Source organism: Amycolatopsis sp. NPDC049868 (assembly GCF_044461365.1).
Taxonomy (GTDB): Bacteria; Actinomycetota; Actinomycetes; order Mycobacteriales; family Pseudonocardiaceae; genus Amycolatopsis.
The window spans coordinates 80053-104315 of sequence record NZ_JBITKV010000002.1 but is presented as its reverse complement, the minus strand read 5'-3'; the positions used below and the strand labels follow the sequence as shown (position 1 = coordinate 104315).

At 68.1% G+C, this 24263-nt stretch carries 26 protein-coding genes; 14 read left to right on the top strand and 12 right to left on the bottom strand.

Translation table 11 applies throughout. From position 1 onward, the window contains the following. Positions 1-60 precede the first annotated feature (60 nt). From ACIBTM_RS08540 to ACIBTM_RS08530, 3 genes are read left to right on the top strand one after another with little or no spacing between them, the layout of a single operon-like run. Positions 61-1530 (top strand): flavin-containing monooxygenase, encoded by a 1470-nt coding sequence (locus tag ACIBTM_RS08540; protein WP_395875906.1) that lies wholly within the window; start codon positions 61-63, stop codon positions 1528-1530. Continuing rightward, positions 1527-2393: a metal-dependent hydrolase gene (locus ACIBTM_RS08535; protein WP_395875905.1), complete on the top strand. Its 867-nt coding sequence runs from the start codon at positions 1527-1529 to the stop codon at positions 2391-2393. The genes ACIBTM_RS08540 and ACIBTM_RS08535 overlap by 4 nt, the downstream gene beginning before the upstream one ends. After that, positions 2390-3394, top strand: coding sequence for a PDR/VanB family oxidoreductase (locus ACIBTM_RS08530; protein ID WP_395875904.1), 1005 nt, complete (start codon positions 2390-2392; stop codon positions 3392-3394). Before ACIBTM_RS08535 ends, ACIBTM_RS08530 begins: the two co-directional genes overlap by 4 nt. Before the next feature lie 4 nt (positions 3395-3398). Here ACIBTM_RS08530 and ACIBTM_RS08525 read toward each other — a convergent pair whose 3' ends face one another. Continuing rightward, a complete protein-coding gene (locus ACIBTM_RS08525) occupies positions 3399-3683 on the bottom strand; it encodes a YciI family protein (RefSeq protein ID WP_395875903.1) in 285 nt (94 codons plus the stop codon). Between the two features lie 141 nt (positions 3684-3824). Between ACIBTM_RS08525 and ACIBTM_RS08520 the strand changes: the two genes are divergently transcribed. The 4 genes from ACIBTM_RS08520 (at position 3825) to ACIBTM_RS08505 (ending at position 6858) form a co-directional block, all read left to right on the top strand. Next, positions 3825-4400, top strand: a complete 576-nt coding sequence (locus ACIBTM_RS08520; protein ID WP_007032484.1) for a SigE family RNA polymerase sigma factor — start codon at positions 3825-3827, stop codon at positions 4398-4400. 91 nt (positions 4401-4491) lie between these two features. Continuing rightward, positions 4492-5694, top strand: a complete 1203-nt coding sequence (nagA, locus tag ACIBTM_RS08515) for an N-acetylglucosamine-6-phosphate deacetylase (protein ID WP_395876762.1) — start codon at positions 4492-4494, stop codon at positions 5692-5694. An 18-nt stretch (positions 5695-5712) separates the two neighbouring features. After that, positions 5713-6093 (top strand): hypothetical protein, encoded by a 381-nt coding sequence (locus tag ACIBTM_RS08510; RefSeq protein WP_395875902.1) that lies wholly within the window; start codon positions 5713-5715, stop codon positions 6091-6093. Positions 6094-6147: 54 nt separating this feature from the next. After that, complete coding sequence (locus tag ACIBTM_RS08505) at positions 6148-6858, top strand: DedA family protein (RefSeq protein WP_395875901.1); 711 nt, start codon at positions 6148-6150, stop codon at positions 6856-6858. A 273-nt stretch (positions 6859-7131) separates the two neighbouring features. Here the strand turns inward: ACIBTM_RS08505 and ACIBTM_RS08500 are convergent, their stop codons facing one another. After that, positions 7132-8520, bottom strand: coding sequence for an FAD-binding oxidoreductase (locus ACIBTM_RS08500; protein ID WP_395875900.1), 1389 nt, complete (start codon positions 8518-8520; stop codon positions 7132-7134). Between the two features lie 19 nt (positions 8521-8539). Next, entirely contained in the window at positions 8540-10024 is a 1485-nt protein-coding gene (locus ACIBTM_RS08495) for an MFS transporter (protein ID WP_395875899.1), read from the bottom strand. A gap of 88 nt (positions 10025-10112) precedes the next feature. On the opposite strand from ACIBTM_RS08495, the gene ACIBTM_RS08490 reads away from it, so the two are divergent. Beyond that, a complete protein-coding gene (locus tag ACIBTM_RS08490) occupies positions 10113-10640 on the top strand; it encodes a TetR/AcrR family transcriptional regulator (RefSeq protein WP_395875898.1) in 528 nt (175 codons plus the stop codon). 1 nt (position 10641) lies between these two features. On the opposite strand, the gene ACIBTM_RS08485 is transcribed toward ACIBTM_RS08490, so the two are convergent. Further along, a complete protein-coding gene (locus ACIBTM_RS08485) occupies positions 10642-11064 on the bottom strand; it encodes a PPOX class F420-dependent oxidoreductase (protein WP_395875897.1) in 423 nt (140 codons plus the stop codon). A 192-nt stretch (positions 11065-11256) separates the two neighbouring features. On the opposite strand from ACIBTM_RS08485, the gene ACIBTM_RS08480 reads away from it, so the two are divergent. The 3 genes from ACIBTM_RS08480 (at position 11257) to ACIBTM_RS08470 (ending at position 14861) form a co-directional block, all read left to right on the top strand. Next, a complete protein-coding gene (locus ACIBTM_RS08480) occupies positions 11257-11775 on the top strand; it encodes a MarR family winged helix-turn-helix transcriptional regulator (RefSeq protein ID WP_037336196.1) in 519 nt (172 codons plus the stop codon). A gap of 4 nt (positions 11776-11779) precedes the next feature. Then, the gene (locus ACIBTM_RS08475) at positions 11780-14041 is read left to right on the top strand and encodes an MFS transporter (RefSeq protein WP_395875896.1); all 2262 of its coding nucleotides are present in this window, start codon (positions 11780-11782) and stop codon (positions 14039-14041) included. A gap of 151 nt (positions 14042-14192) precedes the next feature. Next, the gene (locus tag ACIBTM_RS08470) at positions 14193-14861 is read left to right on the top strand and encodes a DedA family protein (RefSeq protein WP_395875895.1); all 669 of its coding nucleotides are present in this window, start codon (positions 14193-14195) and stop codon (positions 14859-14861) included. Here the strand turns inward: ACIBTM_RS08470 and ACIBTM_RS08465 are convergent. The 7 genes from ACIBTM_RS08465 to ACIBTM_RS08435 all read right to left on the bottom strand — a co-directional run bounded on the left by ACIBTM_RS08465 (position 14858) and on the right by ACIBTM_RS08435 (position 20524). Next, positions 14858-15271: a VOC family protein gene (locus ACIBTM_RS08465; RefSeq protein WP_016338116.1), complete on the bottom strand. Its 414-nt coding sequence runs from the start codon at positions 15269-15271 to the stop codon at positions 14858-14860. The genes ACIBTM_RS08470 and ACIBTM_RS08465 overlap by 4 nt on opposite strands. 185 nt (positions 15272-15456) lie before the next feature. Continuing rightward, entirely contained in the window at positions 15457-16203 is a 747-nt protein-coding gene (locus ACIBTM_RS08460) for an SDR family oxidoreductase (protein WP_395875894.1), read from the bottom strand. After that, entirely contained in the window at positions 16200-16847 is a 648-nt protein-coding gene (locus tag ACIBTM_RS08455; protein WP_016338118.1) for a nucleoside/nucleotide kinase family protein, read from the bottom strand. Before ACIBTM_RS08455 ends, ACIBTM_RS08460 begins: the two co-directional genes overlap by 4 nt. Beyond that, on the bottom strand, positions 16844-17713 hold the full coding sequence (locus tag ACIBTM_RS08450) for a PfkB family carbohydrate kinase (protein ID WP_395876761.1): 870 nt from the start codon (positions 17711-17713) through the stop codon (positions 16844-16846). Before ACIBTM_RS08450 ends, ACIBTM_RS08455 begins: the two co-directional genes overlap by 4 nt. 5 nt (positions 17714-17718) lie before the next feature. Then, entirely contained in the window at positions 17719-18525 is an 807-nt protein-coding gene (locus ACIBTM_RS08445) for an ATP-binding cassette domain-containing protein (protein ID WP_192747135.1), read from the bottom strand. Beyond that, positions 18522-19511: an ABC transporter permease gene (locus ACIBTM_RS08440; protein ID WP_034312398.1), complete on the bottom strand. Its 990-nt coding sequence runs from the start codon at positions 19509-19511 to the stop codon at positions 18522-18524. Before ACIBTM_RS08440 ends, ACIBTM_RS08445 begins: the two co-directional genes overlap by 4 nt. Then, positions 19508-20524: a substrate-binding domain-containing protein gene (locus ACIBTM_RS08435; protein ID WP_395875893.1), complete on the bottom strand. Its 1017-nt coding sequence runs from the start codon at positions 20522-20524 to the stop codon at positions 19508-19510. Before ACIBTM_RS08435 ends, ACIBTM_RS08440 begins: the two co-directional genes overlap by 4 nt. Before the next feature lie 114 nt (positions 20525-20638). Here ACIBTM_RS08435 and ACIBTM_RS08430 point away from each other — a divergent pair, with 114 nt between their 5' ends. The 3 genes from ACIBTM_RS08430 (at position 20639) to ACIBTM_RS08420 (ending at position 23212) form a co-directional block, all read left to right on the top strand. Beyond that, positions 20639-21673 (top strand): LacI family DNA-binding transcriptional regulator, encoded by a 1035-nt coding sequence (locus ACIBTM_RS08430; RefSeq protein WP_395875892.1) that lies wholly within the window; start codon positions 20639-20641, stop codon positions 21671-21673. 88 nt (positions 21674-21761) lie between these two features. Continuing rightward, a complete protein-coding gene (locus ACIBTM_RS08425; RefSeq protein ID WP_395875891.1) occupies positions 21762-22631 on the top strand; it encodes a LacI family DNA-binding transcriptional regulator in 870 nt (289 codons plus the stop codon). Positions 22632-22678: 47 nt separating this feature from the next. Next, positions 22679-23212, top strand: a complete 534-nt coding sequence (locus ACIBTM_RS08420) for a GNAT family N-acetyltransferase (protein WP_395875890.1) — start codon at positions 22679-22681, stop codon at positions 23210-23212. Between the two features lie 15 nt (positions 23213-23227). Here the strand turns inward: ACIBTM_RS08420 and ACIBTM_RS08415 are convergent, their stop codons facing one another. Continuing rightward, positions 23228-24244: a glycoside hydrolase family 76 protein gene (locus ACIBTM_RS08415; RefSeq protein WP_395875889.1), complete on the bottom strand. Its 1017-nt coding sequence runs from the start codon at positions 24242-24244 to the stop codon at positions 23228-23230. Positions 24245-24263 lie beyond the last annotated feature (19 nt).

The following is a 24263-nucleotide window of genomic DNA, read 5'->3' as shown; positions in this document are numbered from 1 at the left end:
AGTAACTGTTACTTCAGGTAACGTCATCTGCGCAAGAAAGCCTCGACGTGGAGGGCGCAGATGACCGAGCGATTCAAGGTCGTGATCGTGGGCACCGGATTCTCCGGGCTCGGCCAGGCCATCCAGCTCGAAAAGGCCGGGATATCCGACTACGTGATCCTGGAGAAGGCGGACGAAGTCGGCGGTACGTGGCGCGACAACTCGTACCCCGGCTGCGCCTGCGACGTGCAGTCCCATATGTACTCGTTCTCGTACGAGCAGAACCCGGACTGGTCACGGTCGTTCTCGCCCGCCCCCGAGATCTTCCAGTACCTCAAGGACGTCACCGACAAATACCGGCTGCGCCGCAAGATCCGGTTCGGTGTCGAGCTCACCGGAGCCACCTGGGACGACACCAAGCGCCGCTGGCACGTGCACACCAAGTCGGGTGAGTTCGAAGCCCAGTTCCTGGTCTCGGGTGTGGGCGGCCTGCACATCCCGCAGGTGCCCCAGCTGCCCGGGATCGAGAAGTTCAAGGGCCAGACCTGGCATTCGGCGCAGTGGAACCACGAGTACGACCTGCGCGGCAAGAAGGTCGCCGTGGTCGGCACCGGCGCGAGCGCGATCCAGTTCGTGCCGCAGATCGCCCCCGAGGTCGACGAGCTGACCCTGTTCCAGCGGACGCCGCCGTGGATCATGCCGAAGCCCGACCACGCGATGCCCGGCTGGGCCAAGACCGCGTTCCGCCGGATCCCCGGTGTGCAACGGCTTTACCGCAACGCGCTGTACTGGTTCCTCGAAGTGCGCGCCGTCGGCTTCAACGGTCACCCCGCGATCATGAAGGCCGGCGAGGTGATCGCGAAGCGCCATATCGGCAAGGCCATCAAGGATCCGAAGCTGCGCAAGAAGGTCACCCCGGACTACACCATGGGCTGCAAGCGGGTGCTGATCTCCAACGACTACTACCCGGCGCTGAATCGGTCCAATGTGGACGTCAACACCGAGGGCGTGCGTGAGGTCAAGGCGCACGGTGTCGTCGACGGGAACGGCGTCGAGCACGAAGTCGACGCGATCATCTACGGCACCGGCTTCAAGGTCACGGATGCCTTGGAATACCTGGACATCACCGGGATCGACGGCCGCGACCTCGCCAAGGAATGGGCGGCCGAGGGGATGCACACGCACAAGGGCATCAGCGTCGCCGGTTTCCCCAACCTGTTCTTCCTCCTCGGCCCGAACACCGCGCTGGGCCACAACTCCGTGGTCTTCATGATCGAGTCGCAGGCGCGGTACGTCGTCGACGCGATCAAGCTCGCCGACTCGCGTGGCGCCGCCGCGCTCGACGTCCGCCCCGGCGTGCAGGAGAAGTTCCAGCGCGAGATCCAGGACAAGCTCGTCAAGGGTGTGTGGACCCAGGGCGGTTGCAAGAGCTGGTACCTCGACGCGAAGGGCGTCAACCGGACGATCTGGCCCGGCTTCACCTGGCGTTACTGGCTCGACACCCGCAAGGTCGACGCGAGCGACTACGAACTCAGCGGGAGGTCGTCGTGACCGACCACGAGCAGATCGTCCTGCACGCCCGCGACGTCGAGTTCGACTGGGCGTCGCTGCCGATGCACTGGATCCCCGGCGAACCGCAGGCGACGCACACGATCAACGTGCTGCACCTGGCGCTGCCGGAGGGTGAGCGCTGGTTCGTCGAGGTGTTCAAGCAGGCCGTGCCGCTGATCCGCGACGAGCGGCTCAAGGAGGACGTCCTCGGCTTCATCGGCCAGGAGGCCATGCACGCCGAAGCACACGACGGTGCCGCGGAACACCTCGAAGCCGCGGGCGTCCACGTGCGGCCGTACATCGCGCAGATGGAGTGGATGTTCCGCCGCCTGCTCGGCGACCGTGAGCTTTCCGCCAAGCGGCGCGAAGAGTGGCTCATCGAACGGCTCGCCGTCATCGCCGCGATCGAGCACTACACGGCGTTCCTCGGCCAGTGGATCCTCGACGCCGAAGCACTCGACAAGGCCGGCGCCGATCCGACGATGCTGGATCTCCTGCGCTGGCACGGCGCCGAAGAGGTCGAGCACCGCTCGGTCGCCTTCGATCTGTTCATGCACCTCGACGGCCGCTACGCGCGCCGCGTGCGCAGCATGCTCGTGGTGACGCCGGTGCTCGCGTGGGTCTTCTTGCGGGGCACCAGGTTCCTCATGAAGAACGACCCGACCCGGCCCGGCAAGACGAGGTTCCGGACCTATCTACGCGTGGCGAAGCTCGGCCTGCTGCCCTCGGGCAGGCAGTTGCGGCGCGAAATCCGGCCGTACTTCCGGAAGTCTTATCACCCCACCGAAACCGGCAACACGGATCAGGCCGTCGCGTACCTCGCGAACTCCCCGGCCGCGTTGGCCGCCGACGAACCCCGATGAAGACGCCGCCGCGGCCGCTACGGCTCGACGGCAGCGGGCGCACCGACCGCGCGATGGCGTCGCTGACCGGTGTCGTCGCGCTGTACCGCAGGCTCAGCGGGGTGAGCGGCCGTCGCCGTCCGCCTGTGGTCGCCGTCGACCGTGACCTCCCGCTGGTCGTCGACGACCTCCGCGCCCAGGCGGACGGCGTCGCCGTCCTTCGGCTGGTGCACGAACACGGCGGGCCGCTGCCCCGGTGGCGGCCCGGCGCGCACATCGATCTCGCGCCGCGGCCGGGACTGGTCCGTCAGTACTCCCTGTGCGGCGACCCGGACGACCGCTCGGCCTACCGCGTCGGAGTCCGGTTGCTCGGCGAGGGATCGGCGGCGATGCACGCGTTGAAGAAGGGCGCGCGGATCACCGCGCGCGGCCCGCGCAACGCCTTCCCGTTCGTCGCGAGCCCGGCTTATCTGTTCATCGCGGGCGGTATCGGGATCACGCCGATCCTGCCGATGGTGCGGCGGGCGGCCGCTTCCGGCGCGGACTGGCGACTGGTCTACACCGGTCGCGACGAGGCTTCGATGCCGTTCCTGGAGGAATTGTCCGAATTTGGGGACCGGGTGTGGATCCGGCCGGACACGGACTACGGAATCCCGGCCTCCGGCGCGGAATTGCTCGAAGGGGCACCGGCAGGCGCGCCGATCTACTGCTGTGGCCCGGTTCCGATGATCGTGAGCGTCCGGACGGACGCGGCGCTGCGCGGTGCGGGACCGGTGTTCTTCGAACGGTTCTCGACACCGCCGATCGTCGGCGGCAAGCCGTTCCGCGTCGAACTCGCCCGCAGCGGCGTGACACTGGACGTGCCGGCCGACCGGACGACGCTCGACGTCCTGCGCGAAACCGTGCCCGGCATCGCTTATTCGTGCCGCCAAGGGTTCTGCGGGACGTGCGAACTGCCGACGGTGACCGGCGACCGCGTCCGGGTCTGCGTCGAACGCGAGCCGGTCACCCTTGATCTCTGAGCCGTCAGGCTTCCTTCGGGATCCAGGCGCCGATCACCGGCTTGAACTCGCGCACGGTCCGCTCCGCCACGACACCTTCGAGGTGGTACGGGTCCTGGTCGATGATCTCCAGCAGCGCCGCCTCGTCGGCCGCCTGGTACATCGAGATACCGCCGGAGCCGTCGCCCAGCGGGCCGCCGAGCGCGACGACGCCCTGGTCGGCGAGGTCGGAGAGGAACTTCCGGTGCCGGGGACGCACGTCCGCCAGCTTCTCCTGCACGTACGTGATCTCCACCAGGAACCAGGCCATCGACATCTCCAAGGTCGTTCCGACAGACGCCACCCAGCTTCTCAGGATCCGACCAGGCAGGACTCACGCCCCACCCGATACGCTGATCGAGCGCCATGCACAGGTTGTGCTTCAAAGGGGTAAATGAACAGGTAGGGGTACATGCTCGAGGGCAATGCGGAACGCAGTGTCGAGGCGACCCTCGGCCACCTGCGCACCATGGACGGACCGGTCACGCCACCGCCGCCTGCGGCACCGCTGACCCTTGAGGATCTCTATCGCCAGCACCGGATGCGGCTCGTGCGGCTGGCCATCCTGCTCGTGGACGAACCGGCGACCGCCGAAGACGTCGTCCAGGAGGCCTTCACCGGGCTGCACCGCAACTGGGGACGCCTGCGCGACGCCGCCGCGGCCGTCGGATACCTGCGCACCGCCGTGGTCAACGGCTCACGCAGCGTGCTGCGCCGCCGCAAGACCGCGCGCGAGTACGTCGCGCCGCACGCCGTCAACGCGCGTTCGGCGGAAAGCCTCGCCATGCTGTCGAGTGAACATCAGGCCGTTGTGAGCGCTTTGTCCAAACTGCCCCCTCGCCAGCGCGAGGTTCTGGTCCTCCGTTACTACGGTGGGCTGAGTGAGGCCGAAATCTCCGAGGCCGCCGGGATTTCGAAAGGTACCGTTAAGTCAACCGCCAGCCGGGCACTCGAAGCACTGCAGAAAGCGATGCAGTCACCGAACTGATGCCCGGCCTTCATCTCGACCGCTGGGTTGTGCCGCCATGCTTGGTCCAGACCAATATATGCTGGGGGGCGTGAGAGGCGCCGGAGATTTCGTGATCGTGGGCGGCCGGGTCGTCGCCCCGGACCGTGTACTCGACGACGGCTGGCTGGCTATCGCCGGCGGCAAGATCGTCCAAGTCGGTTCCGGGACACCCCCGGACATCGATCGCGTCGAGGTCGACGGGTGCCTGGTCGTGCCGGGCTTCGTCGACACCCACTGCCACGGCGGTGGGGGCGGATCGTTCTCCAGCGCGAACCCCGAGGAGCTGTTCCGCGCGGTCCGCGCGCATCGGCGGCACGGGACCACGACCATGCTCGGCAGTCTGGTCTCGGACCCCATCCCGGTGCTCAAGGACCAGATCGCGGCCCTGCGTGAGCTGGTCCAAGAGGGTGAACTTGCCGGAATTCACCTTGAAGGCCCCTTCATCTCGAAGGCGCGATGCGGGGCGCACGACCCGGCGACGCTGATCGAGCCGGACACGGCGACGGTCAACGCGCTGCTCGGCGCGGGCCGCGGCGACATCCGGATGGTCACCCTCGCCCCCGAACTGCACGGCGGGATCAAGGCCGTCCGGCAACTGGCCGAATCGGGGGTCATCGCCGCCATCGGGCACACCGACGGCGTCGAGGACCAGATCATCCCCGCGATCGACGCGGGCGCCTCCGTCGCGACGCACCTCTTCAACGCCATGCGCCCGCTCCACCATCGCGAGCCGGGCCCGATCGGCGCCCTCCTCGACGACGAGCGCATCACCGTCGAGCTGATCTGCGACCTCGTCCACGTGCACCCCACCGTGCTGCGGCTGGCCGCGCACCACGCGGGCAAGGGCCGGACGGTGCTCATCACCGACGCCATGTCGGCCACCGACGCCGCCGACGGCAGCTACATCCTCGGCCGCCTCGAGGTCGACGTCCGCGACGGTGTCGCCACCCTGGCCGGGAACGGTTCGCTGGCCGGCAGCACGCTGACCATGGACGCGGCCTTCCGCAACCTCGTGCGCGGCGCGGGTATCGACCTGCTCGACGCGGTCCGCGCGACCTCCGGGCGCCCCGCCGAACTGCTCGGCATCGCCGACCGGACCGGCTCGCTGCGGGCCGGGCTCGCGGCCGACCTCGTCGTGCTCGACCGCGACCTGCGACCGGTCAAGGTGCTTCGTCAGGGCGAGTGGGTCGAAGACGGCGCTGCGGCTACATTGAGCGCCACGGCCCCGCTCAGCGGCGCGGTCGAAGGCGGTGTGTCGGTCAGCGACGGGTAGCGGCGAAAGGAGTCCCGGATGAGCGAGCCCAAGGACCCGGAGAAACTCCTAGCCGACGCCCTGCGCGCTCAGGCCGTCTTCGCCCCTTCGGCGGAGCGGCTCTCCGAGACGACCTCCGACAAACCGGCCGAAACGGACACCGAGCGTAATCTCAGTTCCGCCGGGGAACACGAACTGCCGCTGCAGTACGGCCTGCTGTCCGGTGCCGGCGCGGACTCGCTCGAACGAGAACGCGTCGCGCTGGAGGACGCGGAAACGGCCAGGCTGGCGGAGCGTCCGGCACCGCCGCCGTCGCCTTCGCCCGGCAGCGCGCCGCTGCCCGCGTACTGGGTGTTGCTGCTGGCCGTGTTGCTGGGGCTCGCCGCCGGTTCGGTGATCGGGCTGCTCACCCTGATCTGAGCGGCGTCTTCCCGCCGGGTCAACGCACTCTGCGTCACCCTGTACCGTTTTGGTGTGATCCTGGCGCAGAACAACGTGACGACGATGGGCCTCCTGCCGGAGTGGCTGGACCCGCAGCACCTGCTGAGCGGGCTGACCGTTCCGGTCATCACCGTGCTCTGCCTGATCATCTTCATCGAGAGCAGCATCTTCCCGGTGCTGCCCGGTGACTCACTTCTCTTCACCGCGGGCCTGTTCATCGCGAACGGTTCGATCGAGGCGCCGCTGTGGCTGGTGTGCGTCCTGGTCACCGTCGCCGCGCTGCTCGGCAACGCGGTCGGTTACGGCCTCGGCTGGAAGGTCGGCCCCTGGCTGTTCCGCAAGCCGGATTCGAAGTTCTTCAACCAGAAGTACGTGGACCAGACCCACGCCTTCCTGGAGAAGCACGGGCCGAAGGCGGTCGTGCTGGCGCGGTTCGTGCCGTTCGTGCGGACGTTCATCACCTGGATCGCCGGTATCGGCAAGATGGACCCGAAGAAGTACTTCACCTACACCGTCATCGGCGGCATCCTGTGGGCCGCCGGGATCACCGCGCTCGGCCACGTGCTGGGCGGCGTCGCGTTCATCCGCGACAACGTGGACGCGATCTTCATCCTGATCGTGCTGGTTTCGGTGGTACCGATCGTGATCGAGTACCTCAAGGCACGCCGCGAGAAGAAGCACGAAGCCGCCGCCCCGGTCGCGGACATGGACGCGACGCAGCAGATCCCGCGCATCCGCGACTGACCCCGCTTCCGGACGTGCCATGAAAGGTCCTTTCCTTGCAAATTTCGCAAGGAAAGGACCTTTCATGGCGTTCAGAGGGCGAACTCTCGTTCAGAACGTCACAGCCCCACCAAACCGCGGTGGTTCCCCGCGTGCTCATGGTCGAGCCGTGTCGCGAAAGCCACTTTCGCGACGTGTTATGTCCCGAAAGCCACTTTCGCGACACGGTTGCCGGAGTCTCGCCCGGGGCGAGCAACTCGTCACGCCGAGCGGACGATTCCCGCACCCCGGCGTTCAGAGGGAGAACATCGAGCCCGGGTTGAAGAGGTTCCCCGGGTCCAGCGCCTGCTTGATCTGCCGGTGCACGCGGATGCCGACCTCACCGATCTCCTTGGCCAGCCACTCGCGTTTGATCCGGCCGATGCCGTGTTCGCCGGTGACCGTCCCGCCCAGCGACAGGGCCACGTCGAGGATCGCGTCGAAAGCGACCCGCGCGCGGGCGAACTCCTCCTCGGAGTCGGGCGCGTAGACGATCGTCGGGTGCATGTTGCCGTCACCGGCGTGGCCGACGACGGCGATCCGCAGTCCCACCTCTTCGCTGATCCGCTCGCAGCCGGCGATCAGTTCGGCGATCCGTGTGCGCGGCACGCAGACGTCGTCGGTCAGCCAGACGCCGTACATCTCCAGCGCGGTGAGCACGACCCGCCGCGCCTGCAGCAGCATCTTGCCCTCTTCGAGATCCTCGGTGGCATAGGCCAGATCCGCGCCGCAGTCGACGCAGATCTGTTCCAGCACGGCGAGTTCCCGCCGCGCGACCTCGCCGCCGGAGTCGGATTGCGCGAGCAGCAAGGCTTTGCACTCCGAGCTCGTGCCGAGGTCGGTCTTGAGGTAGGCCTCGGCGGCCTTGATCGACGTCGCGTCCATGATCTCCATCAGCGACGGCACCAGGCCCTCACGCACGACCCGCGCGACGGCCTCACCCGCGGCCTCCGTGCTGTTGAAGGCGGCGACGAGGGTGGAAGGCAGCTGCGGCAACGGTTTCAGCGCGACGGTCGCCTGGGTGATCACGCCGAGCGTGCCCTCACTGCCGACGAAGAGCCGGGCGAGGTCGTAGCCGGCGACGCCCTTCACCGTGCGGCGCCCGGTCTTCAGCACCGAGCCGTCGGCGAGCACGACTTCCAGTCCCAGCACGGAATCCGTGGTGACGCCGTACTTCACGCAGCACAGTCCACCGGCGTTGGTGGACAGGTTCCCGCCGATGGTGCACCAGTCGTAGCTCGACGGGTCCGGCGGATAGAACAGGCCGTGCTTCTCCACCGCGTTGCGGAAATCGAGGTTCACCACGCCGGGCTGCACGACGGCGAGCCGGTTGCCTTCGTCGATCTCGACGATCTGGTCGAGCTTCGTCAGCACCAGCACGACACAGCCGTCGATCGCGTTCGCGGCGCCGGACAGACCACTGCCGGCGCCGCGGGGCACGATCGGCACCTCGAACTCCGCACAGGCCTTGACCACGGCCTGCACACCTTCCACGTCGGACGGCAGGACCACCGCGAGCGGTTTGCCGCTGGCCGCCAGCGGCATCATGTCGCGCGAGTAGGCGTCCGTGACGTCGGTGTCGGTGAGCACCGCGGCGTCGCCGAGCTGCTCGCGGAGGCGGGTGACCAGGCCATGGTTGTTCATTCCCTCATCGTAGGCCGGATCAGCTCCGCACTGCGGAATTTTTTTTCCGATCTAGCAGAACAAAGGCTTGAACACCTGTATAGACGAGCACGGCGACACCTGCCCATGCGGTCACGTGCATCCCCTGGGTGAAGGCCTCGCGAGCCGATTCCAGGAGCGCCTGTCCCGCGGCGGGGTCGAGCTGCTGCGCGGTCGCGACCGCGCCGCCCAGCGTGTCCCTGGCGGACTCGGCCGTCCCCTCCGGCAGACCGGACCGGTAGACCGCGGTCGCGACACTGCCGAGGATGGCCGTGCCGAGCGCGCCACCCAGCTCGAAGCCGGTCTCGGAGATCGCCGAAGCGGCGCCGGCCCGTTCGGCCGGAGCGGCCGAAATGACCAGGTCGTTCGTCAGGGTCTCCGACAGGGCGACACCGCCCCCGAGCAGCGTGAACGCCACCACGACGTACGCGAGCCCGCCGCCGGACGACACCTGGGTCAAGGCGAGGAAGCCGACCGCCGCGACCAAGAGACCACCGCTGACCAGCAGGGAGACCCGGATCCGCTTCGCGAGCCAAGCCGCGAGGAGCGCTCCGGCGATACCGGCGACCGTCGCCGGCAGCATCCACAGCGCGGCGACGACCGGGCTCAGCCCGAGCACCAGCTGCAGGTACTGCGGCACCAGGAACAGCAGGCCGACCATGGCGAACACGCCGAGCATGTTCGTCACGACGGAGCCGCTGAAGGCCCGGTTCGAGAACAGCTTCAGGTCGAGCATCGGCTCGTCGAGGCGGTTCTGCCTGCGGACGAACACGACGCCGAGCCCGAGCCCGATCAGGACGCTGACCGCGGCCTTCAAGGTGAAACCGTGTTCGGCGACCAGCTTGATGCCGTAGACCACCGGCAGCATCGCGGCCAGCGACAGCAGCGCCGACAGCGGGTCGAAGCGGCCCGGCTTCGGGTCACGCGCCTCCGGCAGCACGAACGGTCCGACGACCAGCAGCACCAGCATCACCGGGACGTTGATGAGGAATACCGAGCCCCACCAGAAGTGCTCCAGCAGCCAGCCGCCGAGCACCGGCCCGAGCGCCATCCCGCCGGAGAACCCGGCACTCCACACCGCGATCGCGATCCGGCGCTGTTTGGCGTCGACGAAGATGCTGCGGATCAGCGACAGCGTCGACGGCATCAGCGTCGCGCCACCGACACCGAGCAGCGCCCTGGCGACGATCAGCATGAACGCGCTGGTCGAGAAGGCCGCGAGCACCGACGCGGCACCGAACGCCGCGGCGCCCATGAGCAGCAGCTTGCGACGGCCGATGCGGTCGCCGAGCGTGCCCATCAGGACCAGCAGCCCCGCCAGCATGAACGAGTAGATGTCGACGATCCACAACTGCTCCGCACCGGTGGGCGCCAGATCCTCGGACAGGAACGGCAGCGCGAACCCGAGCACCGTCATGTCCACGCTGATCAGCAGCACCGGAAGCACCAGTACCGCCAACGCCCACCACTGCTTGCGCCCCGCCATGGCGCACTCTCCTTAAGCTAAACCGTCTGGACGGTACAGTTACCGCCTCGTTCGAAAGTAAACCGTCCAGACGGTATAGTCAACTGATATGGCGAAGCCCACCGCGAAGGAACGCATCCTCGACTCGTACGAGGAGATCCTCATCGAGCAAGGCCCCGGCGGGGTCACCCTCGACGCCGTCGCCGCACACGCCGGGGTGTCGAAGGGCGGCCTTCTCTACCACTTCGGCTCCAAGGAAGCCCTGGTCGACGGCCTGATGGAACGTCTCGCCACGCTTTCGGAAGCGGATCTCGAAGAGGCACGGAAGGCGCCCGAAGGTGTCGTTTCCTGGTATCTGCGGACGGCGATCACCGACGTCACCCAGCAGAAGGCACTGCACCGCACGACCATGGCGACGATCCGGATCATGCTCAACGAGCCCCGGGTCTCCGAGGTCGTGCAGGTCTACAACCAGAAGGTCCACGACCTGATCAGCGAGCACGTCGACGACCCGCTGACCGCCGAACTGGTCATCCTGGTGGGCGACGGTCTCTACCTGCGGGCGGCGCTCGGCCGGGACGACGCGACCCCGCTGCTCGACCGGCTCGACGAGATCAAGGCCCGCATCCAGCGCTGACTCACATCTGGATCCCGTAGACGCGCTCGATCGGGATGGTCAGCAGCACCCGCTGGTCGGCGACCATGGCGTCGCGGAACTCGTCCCAGTCCGGATGCTCACCCCGCGCCCGCCGGTAGTGGTCCACGAGCGCGTCGACGGTCGCGTCGTCACGCGAAGCGGCGGTCGGCGTGAGTACCGCCGGCCCCTCGACGACGACGTAGCCATCGCCGCTCTCGGTCGAAACATGGAAGGTCGCCCGCGGGTCGCGCTGGAGGTTCTTGGTCTTGGCCCGCGGCGCGGTGATCGAGATCAGGATCGCGCCGGCGTCCGCGTCGTAGAGGTAGTTGACGGTCGACAGCTGGGGCCGCCCGTCACGCTTGATGGTGGCGAGGGTGCCGAAGTTTCGGCCGGCGAGGATCGCGTAGAGCGCGGAGTCGGTCATGACTCCATCAAAGCAAAAGTGCAGCTCAGGGCGAACCGGACAAACATGCACGAATAAATGTGCTTGCATGCGGCAACTAAAGTGTTATCCGACACACAACGCCGCTTTCTTCTTGCGAACCCCCTTTGAGAGGAACATCCTTGCTCTAGACAACTAGTTGCAGTGACCAAGCAACCGGCGAGAGAGACCACCATGACACCCACGACACCCGGCACCAGGTCGAAGTCCGACCTCGATCTGGCCGACACCCTCGGGCATGAGCTCGTGCGGCTCGTGCGCCTGGTCAACCGGGCCAAGTCCCAGGTGTCCAAGCAGGGACCGGACGGCATCGAGCGGGCCGCGTACGCGATCCTCTTCTGCCTCATCCACGTCGGCCCCCAGCGGACCAGCAAACTCGCCGAGTTCCTGCACTCCGAGATCTCGACCATCAGCAGGCAGTCGAGCTCCCTCGTCCAGCACGGGCTGGTCGAACGCCTGGCCGACCCCGAAGACGGCCGCGCCTGCCTGCTCGCACCGACCGCCGAAGGGCTCCGGGTGTTCGAGGAGAACCGCAAGCAGCGGAACCAGTGGCTCGCCGAGGTGCTCGGCGACTGGTCCGACGACGACCGGAAGACCCTCAACTCGCTGTTCCACCGGCTGAACGACGACCTCGAAAAAACATCTCCACAGTTCGCCGACCCCGCGTCGGCGTCGAAGGCCAAGGGGGCCTGAAGCAATGAGTTCCACCGTAGAAAGTCCGCCAGCCATCCACGAAGATGGTCCCCGGCTCAGTCACCGTCAGATCGTCACGATCCTGATCGGCCTGATGTCGGGCATGTTCCTCGCCGCGCTCGACCAGACGATCGTGGGCACCTCGATCGTCCGGATCGCGAACGACCTCAACGGGTTCGACCTGCAGGCCTGGATCACCACGGCCTACCTGATCACCTCGACGATCGTCACGCCGATCTACGGCAAGCTGTCCGACATCTACGGGCGCAAGCCGTTCTACATCGCGGCGATCTCGATCTTCCTGGTCGGCTCGATCGCCTCGGCGTTCGCGACGTCGATGTACGAGCTGGCGGCGTTCCGCGCGATCCAGGGCCTCGGCGCCGGCGGTCTGATGTCGCTGGCGATGACGATCATGGGCGACATCGTGCCGCCGCGGGAACGCGCCCGCTACCAGGGCTACTTCCTCGCCGTGTTCGGTATCTCCACCGTGCTCGGCCCGGTGCTCGGCGGCTTCTTCGCCGACTTCGACAAGCTCGGCAGCGTCTTCGGCTACGACATCGCCGGCTGGCGCTGGGTGTTCCTGATCAACGTGCCGATCGCGATCGTCGCGCTGTTCGTGGTGGCCCGGGTGCTCAACGTGCCGCACCAGCGCCACGATCACAAGATCGACTGGTGGGGCGGGCTCGCGCTCGTCGTCGCCGTGGTGCCGTTCCTGATCGTCGCCGAGCAGGGCAACAAGTGGGGCTGGGGCTCGCAGAACGCGATCGTCTGCTACATCATCGGCGGCATCGGCGTGATCGCCTTCATCTTCATCGAGAAGCTGATGAAGGACGCGGCGCTGATCCCGTTGCGGCTGTTCAAGAACTCGACCTTCACGGTCGCGATCGTCGGCGGCGTCATCGTCGGTGTCGCGATGTTCGGCGCGATCATGATGATCCCGCAGTACATGCAGGTGGTTCAGGAGTTCTCGCCGACCGAATCGGGTCTGCTGATGATCCCGCTGATGGCGGGCATCATGAGCGGTTCGATCATCTCGGGCCAGATCACCAGCAAGACCGGCCGCTACAAGGTGTTCCCGGTGGTCGGCACGCTGCTGATCGCGGCGGGCGCGTTCTTCTTCGCGCAGGTCGAGTACAACAGCGCGCTGTGGCACCCGCTGGTCGCGGCCGCGATCATCGGTCTCGGCCTCGGTGCCTGCATGCAGACGCTGATCATCGCGGTGCAGAACGCGGGCCCGCGCAGCGACATGGGCGTCTCGACCGCGTCGGCGACGTTCTTCCGGCAGATCGGTGGTACCGCGGGTGTCGCGGTGTTCCTGACGATCCTGTTCAACGTCCTGCCGGGCAACATCACCAAGGCGTTCGGCGGCAACGCGCCCACCGGACCCGGCGCGGCGGCACTGGGCGACATCCAGTCGAACACGAGCGGTATCGCGAGCCTGCCCGAGGCCATCAAGACCCCGGTGTTGATCGGCTTCACCGAGTCGATCACCACGGTGTTCTACGTGGCGGGCGCGGTCGCGCTGCTGGCGACGCTGGTGCTGATGTTCATGAAGGAGATCCCGCTGCTCGGTGGCTCGGCTCCTTCGGCGGCTTCGGCGCTCGAAGGCGGCGAAGCACTCCTCGAAGAGGAAGACGCGCCTGCCGAAACGGCTTCCGAGAAGACCGTGGTGACCGCGCCCGTCGAGCCGGGCAAGCACTCGCTGGCCAACGGGAACGGGGCCTATCGGGCCGGATCCGCGCAGATCAGCGGGCACGTCCGCCGGGACGACGCCACGAACGTCGCGGGTGCGGCGCTGACCCTGATCGACCACAACGGCAATCAGGTGGCCAGGACGCACACGAACGAGAGCGGCGTCTACTCGTTCCCCGGCATCGTGGGCGGGCGGTACACGATCGTCGCCAGCGGCCGCTGGTTCCGGCCGGTCGCGGCGACGCTGACCGCCACCGGTTCCGGGATGCTGCGCCACGACATCGAACTGGTCAGCACGATCCTGCTGAGCGGGGTCGCCCGCACCGACGGGGACCGGGTGGTGCCGGACGCGCGGATCACCGTGCTCGACTCCTCGGGTGGCGTCGCCGCCGTGGCGAGGACCGACGCGGAGGGCAACTACACGGTCAGCGACCTGCCCGCCGGGACCTACACGGTGATCGCCAGCGGCTACCCGCCCGCGACCAGCCGGCTGGACCTGCTCGGTGGTGACCAGGCCGAACATGATGTCCGGCTGAGCTACGACCAGGCGCTCGACGAACTCGTGGAGCACTAGTCACCAATGCTATGAACGGTCCGTTCCTTGCGAAATTTGCAAGGAACGGACCGTTCATAGCACTCGGAGAAGGCTTGACCGGGACAGTCCGGACACCACGATTCCACCGTTCGGTGAAGTGCGGTTCGCCGAGTACACGTAGGCTCGGGTCGTGAGTGAGGTGTACACCGAGGCCGCGGGCATCGGGGTGAGCTGGCTCGACACCGCCGGGCCGGTGCTCGTCTGGGTGATCGTGCTGAGCTTCATCTTCGTGGAGTGCGCGCTGATCATCGGGCTGTTCCTGCCCGGCGACTCCCTGCTGTTCGCGGCCGGAGTCGTCCTCGCGCAGCACGGCTCCGACCTGAACGCGTGGCTGCTCTCGGCCGCCGCGCTGCTCGTCGCGATCCTCGGCAACCAGGTGGGCTATTACATCGGCCGGGGCACGGGCACGAAACTGATCGCCCGCCGCGGCGGCAAAGTACTGAACCGGCACAACCTCGACCGCGCCAGGGCGTTCCTGGATCGCAAGGGCTTCTTCGCCATCGTCGCCGCGCGCTGGATCCCGTGGATCCGCACGCTGGCGCCGCTCATCGCGGGGACCGCGCGGATGGATCCGCGGCGGTTCGCCCTCGCGACCGCGCTCGGCGGGCTGCTCTGGGTGCCGACGTTGGTGCTGCTCGGCTACTACGGCGCCGGTCTCCTGGACCAGCTGCCGTGGGTCAAGACGGCGGCCTTGTGGGTCAGCATCGCGTTCTTCGTCGTGGGCACGGCCTACGGCTTCATCCGCTACCGCCAGGAGATGCGGCGTCCAGCCGAGGAGCCCGAAGAGAGCACTGCTTAAACCTCGGGATCCGCCCAGATCTCCAGCTGGATCCCGTCGGGGTCACGGAACACGATGACCGACGAGCCTTCCAGGGTCCGCGATCCCTTCGACGGCGAATGGACGACGCCGTATTCCGAGAGCCGCGCTTCCCATTCGGCCAGTTCCGACCGCGACGAGACCTTGAACGCCACGTGGTCCAGACCTGTCCGTCGTTCGTCGAACCGCGGCCGCTCGGTGTCCTGATGCTCGACGAGCACCACGGCGAAACCTTCGCTCGGCGACCTGAGCACGACCTTCCGCAGTCCCGTCTCCGGGTCTTCGCGGCGCGTGAACTCCTCGAGTTCGAGCACACGGGCGTACCAGGGCACGCTCCGGTCCACATCGGTCACGGTGAGTGCCAGGTGGTGCACAGACATGAGCTTGGACATCGGGGATGACCGTCCTGATCAAGAAGCTTGGGGGCGCCACCAGGGTGACACAGGCGCCTCGGGCCACGAGGTGATCCGCCGACTTCCCACATGAATCGTGATATCCGCCGGGAAACAGTGTTAAAAAGTGGCTGAACCGCACGCGGACCCGATATCGCCCCGTGACCGCGCCGTGGCCCCGGGTGTCAACGTCCTCCGCTGACGGTCAGCACCGTCCCGGTGGTGTACGACGCCGCCGGGGAAAGCAACCACAGCACGGCTTCCGCGACTTCGCCGGGTTCACCGGCCCGTCCCATCGGGATGCTGGGGGCGATCCGGTCCATCCGGTCGGGCATCCCCGCCGCGGCGTGCAGTCCGGTGTGGATCATGCCCGGTGCGACGGCGTTGACCCGGATGGACTCTTTCGCGACTTCTTGCGCGACGCCGTAGGTCATCGTTTCCACCGCCGCCTTGGTGCCCGCGTAATGGACCCATTCACCGGGCGAGCCGGTGCGCGCGGCGGTGGAGGACAGCGTCACGATCGCGCCGCCCTCGCCGCCGTACCGGGTGGACATCCTGCGGATGCCCTCGCGGACGCACAGGAAGACTCCCGTGATGTTGACGTCCACCACCCGGCGGACGACGTCGACCTCGTACTCGTCGAAGCGGCCGGGGGTGTTGCCGGTGATCGCCGCGTTCGCGACCACCCCGGCGAGCGGGCCGAGTGCGACGGCGGCGTCGAACAGGGCCACCACGTCGTCTTCGGACGCGACGTCACCGCGCTGGGTGATCGCCTGGACGCCGTGCTTCCGGACGCGCGAAGCGACGTCTTCGGCCGCTTCGGTGTCACCCGCGTAGTTGACGACGACGTCGTAACCGTGCGCGGCGGCCAGTTCGCAGACCGCCGCGCCGATGCCCTTGCTTCCGCCGGTGACGACGAGAACACCACTCATATGGCGAAGTTAACCAGGGGCAGGTTCTCGAGGACCAAGTCGGCCCGGCCACTGGTGGACGCGATCAGATCGGCGTTGCGCTGATCGGAACCGAGCGCGCGGCGACGCGCTTCGACCAGCGAACGACCGTAGCGGCGATGCCGCGAGACGAGCCGCTCGATGCGTTCGGGTTCGTCCGGCGCGAGGAACCACGACTCGGCGAGGATCGGCTTCACACCACTCCACGGGTCGTCCTGCATCAGCAGGTAGTTGCCCTCGGTGATGACCAGCGGGACGTCCGGCGTGACCGCGACGGCGCCGGCGATCGGCTCCTCGATCTCCCGGCGGAACTCGGGCGCGTAGACCGTCTCGCGGCCTTCGGCGAGCCTGCGCAGCAAGTGCACGTACCCGGCGGCGTCGAAGGTGTCCGGCGCGCCCTTGCGTTCCACCCGCCCGAGCCGCTGCAGTTCGACCTGCGCCAGGTGGAAACCGTCCATCCCGACCACGGCCGCCCGCGTGCCCAGCGCCTTCGCCAGGCCCCAGGCCAGTGTCGTCTTGCCGGACGCGGGGGCGCCGACGATGCCGAGCACACTGCGCTGTCCCGGCTTCGCCAGCGTCTGAGCCCTGCTCAACAGGTCCTCGAACACCGGAGGCATGGCACTCATGGCTGTCCTTCTCCCATCTTCGCGACCGCGGCCGTCCACGACCTCGGTCCTTCATGCCGCACCCGTTCGGCGGCCACCTCGTTGGCGAACGCGATCCAGCCCGGGACATCCCCTGTGCCCCTGGCGACCGCGTACGCGAAAGCTCCATGCCAGACGTCGCCCGCGCCCAGCGTGTCACGCGCCCGGGTGACGGGAACGGGAACCGCGCCGGATCCGTCCGTCGCCGACCAGCGGACCGGCTCGGGCCCGGCGGTCGTGATCACCACCGGCACGCCGTGCTCGCGGGGATCGTCGCCCCGGTACAGCGACGAGCACGCGGCGACGTCGACCAGCGGGAGGAGCTCGGGGAAAACCGGCTTCCAGCTCCCGGCGTCGAGGACCACCGGCACCTTCCGGTCCCGCGCCCAGCGCGCGACCGCCAACGCGACCTCCGGATGGTGCCCGTCCAGGAGCACACACCCGGGCATTTCGTCCTCTGAATGCGGTAGTCGCGCGTGCAAGGACCGCATCGAGAGGACGGACCGCGAGGAGGCGTGGGCGTTGCGCGAGACGACGGTGCGTTCCCCGTCGGAGTCACGGACGACGATGGCGCTGATCGCGGGCGGATCGGGCCGTTCGGGATCGAGGTCGACCAGGTCGACGCCGTGCGCTTCGAGGTCGGCGCGGGCGAGTGCCGCCAGCGGATGCGCACCGGCGACCGTCAGCAACGTCGCCCCGGCGCCGAGCGCGGCCACGGTCACCGCCGCGTTCGTCGCCGGCCCCCCGGCGGCGACGTCCATCGACAGCGAACGCACCTTCTCGCCCGGCGCCGGGATCTCGGCGACGCGCTGAATCTGGTCGACGGTGCACAGGCCCGCCAGCAGCACTCTCACTACAGGCCCGTGTGGACGGCTGAAGCGACCTCTTCGACCTCACCGTTCTCACCGATCTTCAGCGCACCCGTGAGCAGGCCGACGACCTGGTTCATAGTGTGCGTCTTCGGCGAGACGACCGCGACCCGCTTGCCGAGGCGGTGCACGTGGATGCGGTCGGCGATGTCGAACACATGCGGCATGTTGTGGCTGATCAGCACCACCGGCAGGCCGCGTTCGCGGATGCGGTTGATCAGATCGAGCACCTTGCCGGATTCGGCGACGCCGAGCGCGGCGGTGGGTTCGTCCATGATCACCGCCTTGGTGCCGAAGGCCGCCGCCCGCGCGACCGCGACACCTTGGCGCTGCCCGCCGGACAACGTCTCCACCGGCTGCGTGATGGATTTGATGTTGATGCCGAGCTCGTCCAGGATCCGCTGCGCGTCGGCCCGCATCGTCGCGGTGTCCAGCTTCCGGAACAGCTGCCCGAACAGGTCCGTGCGCCGCTTTTCCCGGCCGAGGAACATATTCGACGCGATGTCGAGCGCGGGGGCGACGGCGAGATCCTGGTACACCGTCTCGATCCCGTAATGCCGAGCGTCCAAAGGGGACTTGAAGTGGACGGTCTGACCGTCCACTTTGATCTCTCCGGCGTCCGGGATCACCGCGCCCGAAAGGGCTTTGATGAGGCTCGACTTCCCGGCGCCGTTGTCGCCGACGACGGCGAGCACTTCACCGGGGAACAATTCGAAGTCGGCGCCGTCGATGGCGGTGACCCGGCCGTAGCGTTTGACCAGTCCCTGAGCGGACAACGTGGGTGTCGTCATGACTGCCGCCTCCTCGCGAACCGGTCGACGCAGACCGCGCCGATGAGCAGGGCGCCGGTGGCGACGTCCTGGTAGAGCGCGTCCACCCCGAGCTGGGTCAGCCCGGACCGCAGGACCGCGACGACCAGCGCGCCCATCATCGTGCCGAGTACCGAACCCCGGCCACCGAACAGGCTCGCGCCGCCGAGCACCACCGCGGTGATGGAGTCGAGGTTGCCGAGCTGGAAGGCGTTCGGGTCGGCGTTCGGCACGCGGCCGAGCGCCTGCCAGGCGGCGATCCCGACGATCACCCCGGCGACGATGTACACCGAAAGGATCGTGCGGTTGACCTTGATCCCGGACAGCCGCGCGGATTCCGGCGCGTTGCCGACCGCGTAGACGTGCTTGCCCCACGGCGTCCGCGTGAGCGCGTACCAAAGTCCCAGGTACATCAGCAAAGCCAGCGTCATGCCGTAGGTGATCGGGATGCCGCCGAACAGGTACCGGCGGGTGCCGAGCCACTTCAGCAGCTCGTCGGCGACCGGGACGGCCTGTCCGCTCGCGAACAGTTTCGCGGCCGCGGTGAGCACGGTCAGCAGGCCGAGCGTGACGATGAACGGCGGCAGTTTGATCCGGGTGACCAGCGAACCGGTGACCATCCCGATCACCACCGTCGCCACGATTCCCAGCAGCAGCGCCCAGATCCCGGAGACGCCGCCGACCACGAGCTTCGCCATGATCAGCGTCGCGAGCACCATCGCGGCCGCGTTGGCCAGGTCGATACCCGCGGTCAGGATGATCAGCGTCTGCCCGAGTGCGAGCGTGCCGACCACCAGGGACTGTTGCACCACAAGGGAAAGGTTGTCGAGATCGAGGAAGGTGTCCGTCGACAGCGAGAACACCACGATCGCGACGAGCAGGGCCAGCGCGGGCCCGACCGCCGGTGCGCGCAGGAAGAACTCACCGATCGACGGGCGTTCGTTGCCTTTCAGGGTCGCGGTAGTCACTTCGTCCCCCAGCAGTTCTCGAGGCCCCACTTGGTGTCCTGGCTCTCCACACCGGGAATCGGCTTGTCCGTGATCACCGCGGAACCGGTGTCGACGAACCCGCTCGGCTTCTTCCCGGTCTTGGCGTATTCGACCGCGGCGAGGACGCCCTGCTCGGCCATCTTCTTGGGAAACTGCATGACCGTGGCGGCGTACTGGCCGTCGCGGACGTTCTTGACGCCTTCGCAGCCTCCGTCGATCGAGCCCATCACGATCTGGTTCACCAGGCCGCGGGCCTGGAGCGCGGCGTACGTGCCGCGGCCCATCGGCTCGTTCATCGTGTAGACGGCGTTGATGTCGGCGGTGCGCTGCAGCAGGTTCTCCACGCCCTGCTGCGCGAGACTCTGGTCGCCGTTCGCGGGCGTCTTGCCCTTGATCTCCGGCGACGCGTCGGTCAGCCCGATACCTTTGAGGAACCCGGTGTGCCGCTGAGTGTCCACTGTGGACCCGGCGGTGCCGTCCACCATGAACAGCTTCGGCGGTTTGCCGTTCAGGGCGGCCTTGACGTACGCGCCCTGCTGACGTCCGGCTTCGAAGTTGTCCGTGGCGAAGGTGGCGTCGACGGCGGTGTCCGGTTCGGTCGCCGTGTCGAGCGCGATGACCAGCACCCCGGCCTTGCGGGCGCGGTCGATGGCGTCGAGGACACCGGTCGAGGAACTCGGCGTGATCAGGATGGTGTTCGCACCCTGCTGCATGAGGTTCTCGATGGCCCGGACCTGGCCGTCGTTGTCGCCGTCGAACTGGCCGGCGAGCGCGCTGAACTCCGCGCCGTTGGCCTCGGCGGCGGCCTTGGCGGCCGCTCTCAGCTCCACGAAGTAGGGATTGGTGTCGGTCTTGGTGACCAGGCCGACCTTGGCCTTGCCACCGCCGCCTGCGTTCGAGCCGCCACCCCAGTGGCGTTCGACGGTGCACCCGGCCGAGGTCACCGCGAGTGCGGCGGCCAGGCCCAGCGCTAAGAGACGTCGCTGTCTCATGGGGGATGCCCTCCGATTCAAGGCTGTCCGTGATGGACCGGAAGGTAGACAGGGTTATGCTCAGTCGCAAGCGTTTGCGCAAACGCTTGCCAGCTGACTTCACGAGGATTGGTAATGCCGCCGTCTCGCTCGTCCCGTCCCACCCAACGCGACATCGCCGAGCTGGCGGGAGTCTCGATCACCACCGTTTCCCATGTGGTCAACGGGACGAGGGCGGTGGCCGAGGACACCAAGCTGGCGGTTCTCCGCGCGATCGAGCAGACGGGCTATACCGGCGACGCCATCGCCCGCTCGCTGGTGACCGGCGGGACGCGGTCGATCGGCGTCGCGATCTCCCTGGTCGCGAACCCGTACTTCGCCGTGCTGATCCAGGCGATCGAGCGCGAGGCCGCCTCGGCCGGGTACACGGTCTTGCTCGCGGACACGCACGACACCGTCGACACCGAACGTGAGACCGTGCGGACGCTGCGTTCGCGCCGGGTCGACGGGCTGCTGATCACGCCGTCGCCGGGCGACGGTTCGGTAATCGGCGAGCTCGTCTCACTCGACGTCCCGACCGTGCTCATCGACAGGCTTTCCACCCGCACCGACGTCGACCAGGTCGGCGCGGAGAACATCCAATCGACGTCGGCGCTGACGGCGCATCTGGCGTCGCTTGGGCATCAGCGGATCGGCATGATCAGCGGCACGGCCGGGCTGAGCACCAGCGAGGAGCGGATCCTCGGCTATCGCCTGGGGCTCGGGCGCTCGGGTTTGACCTGGTCGGAGGACCTGGTCGCGTGCGGGCAGTCCTCGCAGGCCGGCGGGGCCCTCGCGCTGAGCACGCTGCTCGCGCTGCCGGAGCCGCCGACCGCGCTCGTGGTGGCCAACGACACCATGATGGTCGGGGTGCTGCACGAGTTGCGGCGCCGCGGCCTGCGCGCGGGCGTCGACCTGCCGGTGGTGGTCTACGACGACGTCGAATGGGCCGATCTGGTCGATCCGCCGCTGACCACGATGGCCCAGCCGATCGAGGAGATAGGCACACAGGCGGTGCGCCTGTTGCTGGCCCGCATCAACGATCCGGCACGCAAGGCCCAGACGATGCGGATTCCGCCTACGCTCCGCCATCGCGCGTCCTGCGGATGCGCTCTCGTTCACTCACATTGATGATTGTTGGGAGACTTTCCGGTCTCACCGCCGAGTGACGCTCCGTCAGCCGTTACCGTCATTCAAGCTCGGATGAAGGCGTGGAGCGATGACCGCATTGTCCCCGGCGTTACCCCTGTGGGAGGACACCCCTGTCACCCACCGGTTCGGGGTGGCCATGGCAATGCACGCGAACCCGTATTCGGGGGAACTCATCCGCGCCATCCGCCGCGCCGCGCGCCGTCACGGCTGCGAGATCACCCTCGCCGACACCGGCGACAGCGTCGCCGAAGAGGCCGCGGTCATCCGCGCCCTGCGGGCGGACCGCGTCGACGGTGTCCTGCTCGTCCCGGCGGCCGGCGACGAAGCGGTGATCAACGGACTGGTCCGGATGGGCGTGCCGACCGTGCTCGTCGACCGGATGGCCGGACGCAACGACGTCGACCAGGTCGGCTCCGAGAACATCCAGGCCGTGTGCGCGCTCGTGCGGCATCTCGCGGGGCTGCGGCACCGCAAGATCGGCTTCATCTCCGGCGAAGAGGACGTGACCACCTACGAGGAGCGGGCGCTGGGCTACCGCCTCGGCCTCGGCCGCTCCGGTCTCCGGTGGACGTCGCAGCTGGTCGCGTGCGGGCGGTCGACCCCCGGCGGAGCGGCCGCCGCGACCGCGAAACTGCTCGACAGCTGGCCGTCGCCGACCGCGCTCGTGGTGGCGAGCGAGGCGATGATGATCGGCGTCCAGTACGAGGCGCACCGGCTCGGCATCCGGATCGGGCGTGACCTCGCGATCGTCGGCTACGGCGACATGGAGTGGGCCGGGCAGGTGACCCCGGCGGTCACCACGATGGCGCAGCCGATCGAGGAGATCGGGCGCAAGGCCGTCGAGCTCCTGCTGGCCCGGATCACCGACCCTGAGCGACGACCCGAATCCGTACGGCTCGCACCGCGCTTCATACACCGTCAGTCGTGCGGCTGCTGAGTCACAACTCGCTGGTCAGAACGCCGCCGCCGGGTGAAGATGGCGGAATGACCGACCTGTGGACCGTGCACACCGCCGACCTCGAAGCAGGCGTGCTGACCGCGGCACGTGCTCTGCTGGACGACGCTTTCGACGGCGATTTCAGCGACCACGACTGGGAGAACGCCCTCGGCGGCATGCACACGCTCGTCTGGGAGGCCGGCGAGCTGATCGGGCACGCGTCACTGGTCCAGCGGCGGCTCGTGCACGACGGCCGGGTCCTCCGCACGGGTTATATCGAGGCGGTCGCCGTCCGGTCGGACCACCGGCGGCGCGGGCACGGTGCCGCGATGATGGACGCGCTGGAGCGGGTCTTGAGGAAGGCGTACGACCTCGGGGCGCTTTCGGCCTCCGACGAGGCGCTGGAGTTCTACGCGTCGCGGGGCTGGCTGCTGTGGCGCGGGACGTCGTCGGCCATGACGCCTTCGGGTATCGAGGCGACGAAGGAGGACGACGGGTCGATCCATGTGCTGCCGGTGGGGGTCACCCTGGATCTGGACGGGGAGATCACCTGCGACTGGCGGTCCGGCGACGTCTGGTGACCCGCATTCAGTCCTCTAAATGCGGTGATCCAGGGTGGCCGCGGCTTCGAGCAGCATCCACGCGCTCACCTGGACGGACAGGTCGCGTTCGGGAGCGTCGGCGGCGAGAGGCAGCGAAGGCGCCGGAGTCGCCCAGTCGGCGCTGAAGAGCGGCCCGTGCGGCGTCTCGGTGGCACCGGACCAGCACGCGTCAGCCGACCGGATGACCAGATCACGCGCCACCCCGCTCGGCAGGAGCGGCGCCGCGAGCGCCAGGTACCTGGCCAGGATCCCGGCGAACAGGCCGCCGTCGCCGCCTTCCTGCCCCCGGATCACCCCGTTCGGCGCGACATGTTCCGCGACCGCGTGGATCGTGTGCTCAACTCTGTCCATTTCGGACATTTCCAGGCAGGCGCCGAGGTAAACCCCTTGGCAGTACGTGAAAATATGCTTCACCAGTTCGCCGCTGCCGACACGCAGGCCGTCCCACACCAGCCCGGATCCCGGGTCGACGAGCCGTTCGGTCATCCAGTCGGTCAACCCGCGAGCGTGCTGCGTGGAGCCTTCGCGGGCGTGGAAGATCGCGGCCGGGCCGTTCGCGGGCGCGTTCTTGAAGTCGTCGCCGACGCGCCACCAGATCCCGCCGCCCGCGTCGTCGGTCCAGCCTTCGCGCAGCCGCGAACTGATCGCCTCCAACCCACCGCGGACGTCGAGCCCGAGGTGCCCCACGCGTTGCAGCGCGAGGCCGAGCCAGGCGATGTCGTCGTAGTAGTCGTTGATCCACTTGCCGAAGTTGCGCAGCCGCACGGACACCACGAACCGGTCGATCAGCTTCAGCCGACTCGGTGACGGCGCGCGCAGCTGGGCGTCGACGAGGGTCTCCAGCAGATGCGCCTGCCACCAGTAGTTCCAATGCCAGTGGACGCGCTGACCCGTCGAGGGCGGCCAGCCGCTGCGGCCCAGCACGGTCCCCGGCAGCCCCCACACCCGGCGCAGATGCCGGTCGCGGATCGCGCGCTCGGCGATCGCGGCCCGGTCGGCGAGAGCAGTCATCGGGCCATCATCCCTTGCC

Coding starts and splice junctions, on each gene's coding strand:
- ACIBTM_RS08540 (WP_395875906.1), top strand. CDS start 61: ATGACCGAGCGATTCAAGGTCGTGATCGTGGGCACCGGATTCTCCGGG.
- ACIBTM_RS08530 (WP_395875904.1), top strand. CDS start 2,390: ATGAAGACGCCGCCGCGGCCGCTACGGCTCGACGGCAGCGGGCGCACC.
- ACIBTM_RS08525 (WP_395875903.1), bottom strand. CDS start 3,683: ATGGCCTGGTTCCTGGTGGAGATCACGTACGTGCAGGAGAAGCTGGCG.
- ACIBTM_RS08520 (WP_007032484.1), top strand. CDS start 3,825: ATGCTCGAGGGCAATGCGGAACGCAGTGTCGAGGCGACCCTCGGCCAC.
- ACIBTM_RS08510 (WP_395875902.1), top strand. CDS start 5,713: ATGAGCGAGCCCAAGGACCCGGAGAAACTCCTAGCCGACGCCCTGCGC.
- ACIBTM_RS08500 (WP_395875900.1), bottom strand. CDS start 8,520: ATGAACAACCATGGCCTGGTCACCCGCCTCCGCGAGCAGCTCGGCGAC.
- ACIBTM_RS08495 (WP_395875899.1), bottom strand. CDS start 10,024: ATGGCGGGGCGCAAGCAGTGGTGGGCGTTGGCGGTACTGGTGCTTCCG.
- ACIBTM_RS08490 (WP_395875898.1), top strand. CDS start 10,113: ATGGCGAAGCCCACCGCGAAGGAACGCATCCTCGACTCGTACGAGGAG.
- ACIBTM_RS08485 (WP_395875897.1), bottom strand. CDS start 11,064: ATGACCGACTCCGCGCTCTACGCGATCCTCGCCGGCCGAAACTTCGGC.
- ACIBTM_RS08480 (WP_037336196.1), top strand. CDS start 11,257: ATGACACCCACGACACCCGGCACCAGGTCGAAGTCCGACCTCGATCTG.
- ACIBTM_RS08475 (WP_395875896.1), top strand. CDS start 11,780: ATGAGTTCCACCGTAGAAAGTCCGCCAGCCATCCACGAAGATGGTCCC.
- ACIBTM_RS08465 (WP_016338116.1), bottom strand. CDS start 15,271: ATGTCCAAGCTCATGTCTGTGCACCACCTGGCACTCACCGTGACCGAT.
- ACIBTM_RS08460 (WP_395875894.1), bottom strand. CDS start 16,203: ATGAGTGGTGTTCTCGTCGTCACCGGCGGAAGCAAGGGCATCGGCGCG.
- ACIBTM_RS08455 (WP_016338118.1), bottom strand. CDS start 16,847: ATGAGTGCCATGCCTCCGGTGTTCGAGGACCTGTTGAGCAGGGCTCAG.
- ACIBTM_RS08445 (WP_192747135.1), bottom strand. CDS start 18,525: ATGACGACACCCACGTTGTCCGCTCAGGGACTGGTCAAACGCTACGGC.
- ACIBTM_RS08435 (WP_395875893.1), bottom strand. CDS start 20,524: ATGAGACAGCGACGTCTCTTAGCGCTGGGCCTGGCCGCCGCACTCGCG.
- ACIBTM_RS08430 (WP_395875892.1), top strand. CDS start 20,639: ATGCCGCCGTCTCGCTCGTCCCGTCCCACCCAACGCGACATCGCCGAG.
- ACIBTM_RS08425 (WP_395875891.1), top strand. CDS start 21,762: ATGACCGCATTGTCCCCGGCGTTACCCCTGTGGGAGGACACCCCTGTC.
- ACIBTM_RS08420 (WP_395875890.1), top strand. CDS start 22,679: ATGACCGACCTGTGGACCGTGCACACCGCCGACCTCGAAGCAGGCGTG.
- ACIBTM_RS08415 (WP_395875889.1), bottom strand. CDS start 24,244: ATGACTGCTCTCGCCGACCGGGCCGCGATCGCCGAGCGCGCGATCCGC.